The 4543-nt window shown below is 60.0% G+C and carries 4 protein-coding genes and 1 pseudogene; 3 read left to right on the plus strand and 2 right to left on the minus strand.

What is annotated here, in order from left to right; genetic code table 11:
* Positions 1-683: pseudogene (locus tag H1Y01_RS04675) on the plus strand (hypothetical protein); the annotation flags it as partial.
* Here the strand turns inward: H1Y01_RS04675 and mbfA are convergent.
* Positions 654-1613 (minus strand): iron exporter MbfA, encoded by a 960-nt coding sequence (gene mbfA, locus H1Y01_RS04680; RefSeq protein ID WP_180539111.1) that lies wholly within the window; start codon positions 1611-1613, stop codon positions 654-656. The pseudogene H1Y01_RS04675 and the gene mbfA sit on opposite strands and share 30 nt — an antisense overlap.
* Before the next feature lie 114 nt (positions 1614-1727).
* Here mbfA and H1Y01_RS04685 point away from each other — a divergent pair, with 114 nt between their 5' ends.
* Both H1Y01_RS04685 and H1Y01_RS04690 read left to right on the plus strand, forming a co-directional pair.
* Positions 1728-2537 carry a class I SAM-dependent methyltransferase gene (locus H1Y01_RS04685; RefSeq protein ID WP_180539112.1) on the plus strand — a complete coding sequence of 270 codons (810 nt, stop codon included), beginning with the start codon at positions 1728-1730 and terminating at the stop codon, positions 2535-2537.
* 428 nt (positions 2538-2965) lie between these two features.
* Positions 2966-4048, plus strand: coding sequence for an endo-1,4-beta-xylanase (locus H1Y01_RS04690; protein WP_219341267.1), 1083 nt, complete (start codon positions 2966-2968; stop codon positions 4046-4048).
* Positions 4049-4225: 177 nt separating this feature from the next.
* Here H1Y01_RS04690 and H1Y01_RS04695 read toward each other — a convergent pair.
* On the minus strand, positions 4226-4543 hold a 318-nt coding region (locus tag H1Y01_RS04695; RefSeq protein ID WP_180539113.1), incomplete at its 5' end, for a hypothetical protein.

The following is a 4543-nucleotide window of genomic DNA, read 5'->3' on the forward strand; positions in this document are numbered from 1 at the left end:
TGGCGGAAATCGCGCCGTTCTTCCTGAACGAAGACCTATCGCGTTCGCTCGGTTTGCGAGCCATCAGCAATGGGTTCGCGATCGGCTCGGGCCTGTTCGGCCTGGGTCTTGCCGGGTATACCGGCGTGCTGGTCGGAAACACCACCGTACCGGTGTGGCAGCAGGCGCGTCAGTATCTGCCGGTCTTATTTCTGTCCTCAGCAACGGCCAGCGCCGCGTCGCTCTTCGATCTCTTCGAGGGTCACAATGCGCGCGAGCATCGCGTGGTGCGACTGTTCGGCATCGCGGGAAAGATCGGCGAATTGAGTGCCGCGACGGCGATGGAACGCGACCTCGGCACTGTGCCGGAGGTCATTCGCCCTTTGCGCGAGGGGATCAGCGGCGCGCTCTGGCAGACCGGCAAAGTGCTGAGCGCGGTCAGTCTCGGCCTTGCACTGCTGCCCCGGTTTGGAGGCAAAGCGCCGGGACGCAAAACGCGTCTGGCAATCGGAGTGTGCGGCACGCTGGGAGCGCTGTGCGTTCGGTTCGGAGTCCATTACGCGGGCCACGGTTCCGCGCGAAATCCGCGTGCGACGTTCCATCAGCAGCGCGCCGGCCTGGGCGCGAGCGCGGTGACGGGCAAGCCTGCGGTCACTGGACCTACAACCCAGGACCTACGAATTCCCGATCAGTATCCCCGTTAGAAACACCAGAATTCCGCCAATAACTACCTGGATGGTCGCGACCACCCACGGCGCATCCATATAGCGGTGCCGGATGTAGCTGATGATGGCCAGCTCGATCGCTACCACGATGATGGCGATCGTCGTCGCCACGCGGAAGTTAGCGATCAGAAACGGCAGCGTATGTCCGATGCCGCCGACCGTGGTCATCGCGCCGCAGATCAGACCGCGCGCCCATGGCCGGCCGCGCCCGGTCAGCGAGCCGTCATCCGAAAGCGCTTCGGCGAATCCCATCGAAATCCCGGCTCCGATCGACGCGGCGATTCCGACCAGGAACGCATCCCAACTATTCTTCGTTGCGAACGCGGCGGCGAACACGGGAGCGAGAGTCGAGACCGACCCGTCCATCAGCCCCACAAGACCGGGCTGCACGACTTGCAGCAGAAACAGGCGGCGCTGCGCTTCGTCTTCCTCGCCTTTGGCGCTGGGCGTCAGATGCTCCTCTTCCAGAGAGCCGGCGGTCCGGGAGTGTTTGCGTTCCACCTCAGCGAGATCGCCCAGCATCTTACGCGTGGACGCATCGCTGATGTTCTTCAGCGCCGATTCGTAAAACCGCGTGGTCTCCGCTTCCATCGATTCGGCTTGCTTGCGGACCACGTCGAGACCCAGCGGACGCAGCAGCCACACCGGCCGGCGTTTGACGAATCCCCGGATGTCTTCCCGCCGCACCAGCGGAATGTGATCGCCGAAGCGTCGCTGATATTGCTCGATCAGGAGCGCGCGATGCTGCGACTCCTCGGCGCGCATCTCCTCGAAGAACTGGGCGCTGGCCGGGTATTCGGCGCGCAAACCGTCGGCGAAATCCCCATAGATGTGGCCGTCCTCCTCTTCGAGCTGGATCGCCAGCGCCAGAATCTCGCGTTCGGAGAGGTCTTTGAAGTTCCTTGCCATTTCCTAATCAGATTACTTTGGTGAGGTTGGGCGCGAGAAACTCGGGCCATCTGCTACAATCGCGCTGCTCCGGGAGTTGCCGGGGAAGGCGTCGACCGGGCTGTTTGGTCATTCATGCTGATCGATCGATTGAGTCCGGTGCTGGAGAGACTTCCCCTGCTGCCGTTTCTTTTCCGAGTCTACGAGCGCGCTGTCGCTTTAACTCCCAGGCATTACCGCAGAAACCGCACAGCCAGTTTCGCGCCGGACGCGCTGCCGATCCCGCCACCGCATCTCATGATGACGGTCGCGGGCTCGCCCGAAAGTGCGGTGTTCTTCGACGGCGGATATCAGGCCGCGGCCGGGATTCGCGAGATACTTCAAAGAAATGAAGTTGCTATCGAGGGCCGGCGGTCGATTCTCGATTTCGGCTGCGGATGCGGACGAGTCCTGCGATTCTGGCGTGACTTACCCGGCACGAAAGTATTCGGGACCGATTACAACCCCGAACTGACCGCCTGGTGCGCCGCCAATTTGCCTTTCGCCGAAATCGCGACGAACAAGTTAGAGCCGCCCACCAACTATCCCGCAGCTACCTTCGATTTCATTTACGCCCTCTCGGTGTTCACCCACTTACCCGAGGCTGCCCAAACCGCGTGGATGACCGAGTTTTATAGAATCCTGCAACCCGGAGGGCTTCTCTTACTTACTCTGCATGGCGAACACTATGCGTCGCGGCTAACGGAATCGGAGCGGCGTGAGTTCCGATCGGGAAACTTAGTCGTAAGATACGAGCGCAGCGCCGGCACGAACCTATGCAATGTCTTCCATCCCGAAGCTTATGTGCGCCGCAACTGGGACAAGGAGTTCGAAGTTATCGATTTCATCGCTGAAGGCGCGCGCGGGAATCCGCGTCAGGATGTTTGGTTATTCCGGCGAAGGTAATGATGCGGGATTAGCCTTCCGAGCCAAGGGCGAATACTTGGTGTTAGGTCGGCGATCGTGCGATCGATAAACCACGCATGGCCCCCGGCACCCTGGGGAATGAAAACGCGGAAACAGGCGCCCGCAGACCAGTATTTGAAACGATGCAAATCCCGCATTCTGAGCCGAGACGGAGCGGTGCGCATTGAGCACTCCACTCTCGCGCGGTAAAAGGCATAGGAAAGTTCTTTTCCGGAGCACCAGCTCCATGGCTGTCGCGGCTCAGTATGCGGATTAGCTTGGCTTCCGTTTGTGGCTCCAACGGCAAGATGACAGTCATCGTCGGTACCCGTTTCAACGATTATGGCTCGATGGTGTGCGCTTTCCGTGCCTGAACCACGGGTCGCGGCGGTGTTCACCAGTATTCAGACAATTGATAAAGTTCATCCATGCATCGCCGCGACTTCACCACGCATTTGCTGCGGGCCGGAGCGCTCGCCGCACTTCCCCTTCCGGCCGCAGAGCGGCAACCGCTGCGGGACGTCGCAAACGCGCGTCACCTGCTCGCGGGCGCCGCCGTGTCCTATCGTGAGCTTCAGCGCGAAGATTGCAGGGCGTTGCTCGCGCGCGAAGCCTCAATCCTGGTTTCCGAGAACGACATGAAGTGGCAGAGCATTCATCCGGCCCCGGATCGCTACGACTACACGCGCGCCGACGCCCTGCTCGCATTTGCCAAGACTTCAAACGCCAAAGTGCGCGGCCACAACCTTTGCTGGCATCAGCAACTGCCGCGCTGGTTTCCCTCCACCGCTACTTCCGGAAACGCCGGCGAACTGCTTCGTGCGCACATCGCCGAAGTCGCCGGGCATTACGCCGGCCGCATCCACTCCTGGGACGTGGTCAACGAAGCGGTCTTTGTAGAAGACGGCCGCTCTGACGGATTGCGTAAGTCGCCTTGGCTTGAATTAGCCGGCCCAAGCTATATTGACCTGGCTTTCACTACCGCGGCTAAGGCCGATCCGCAAGCGATCCTCACTTACAATGACTACGATCTCGAACAAGATACGGAGGCGCACGAAGCGAAGCGCCGCGCGGTGCTCGCGTTACTTAAAGGACTTCGCGCGCGCAATGTTCCCGTCCAGGCGCTCGGCATTCAATCTCACTTAGTAGCTTCCACCTCGCCTTATCAGTGGAGCGGTTTTCATCGCTTTCTCGACGGCGCCGAAAAGCTCGGGTTGACTATATTCATCACCGAACTCGATGTGGACGACACCGCCCTGCCGGCCGACATTGCCGACCGTGACCGCCAGGTGGCCGCATGTTACCAGGATTTTCTTAGTAACGCGCTGAAACACCACAACCTACAAGCTATTCTTACCTGGGGATTTACCGATCCGGACACATGGCTCAACCACTTCCACCCGCGGAAAGATGGAACGCCGCAGCGTCCCCTGCCCTTCGACGGGCAGTTACAACCGAAGCCGGCGTATTTCGCAATGGAGCAGTCCATTGAAGCGGCCCCTCGCCGATAGCACCGTCATTGCGGTTACTTGTGTAAGATGACGCCGTCAATAGCTCCGGGAAGACCTGGAAGCTCAGGGAGTTTTGTCTGTCGAGTATCGGTGATGGTTAGTTCGAGAGTCGGCCGAGAGGCGCTGACTTCAGCCTCGGTTATCAATCCAGCTGATACAAGGCGTTGGCCCGTTTCGCTAAAGTAGACTACTCTGGACCGCAGCTGCGAACCCTGGTGCGCGGTGATTAACGAGCACATTACCCGCAGCTAGCCAGGCGCCGTTGCGATCCTTCTCGGTCTGAAAGATTCGAAGGAACGCGGACGTGGTGTCGGAAGGCGAGTTTGCCATCAGGATCACTGCATGCGCCGGGAACTCGGGGTAGAGTTTCACAGCAGTATCGGTTGGGACATCGGCTCTCAGTTGAATCAAGGAATCGAGAACAGAAAGCATGGCATCATGATCCTCGCTCTCGGCGAGACTGGCGGGCTCTTCGACCACAGTGTAGTTCTCGGC

Origin of the sequence: Nevskia soli, from assembly GCF_903970205.1 — a bacterium.
Taxonomy (GTDB): Bacteria; Acidobacteriota; Terriglobia; order Bryobacterales; family Bryobacteraceae; genus Bog-113.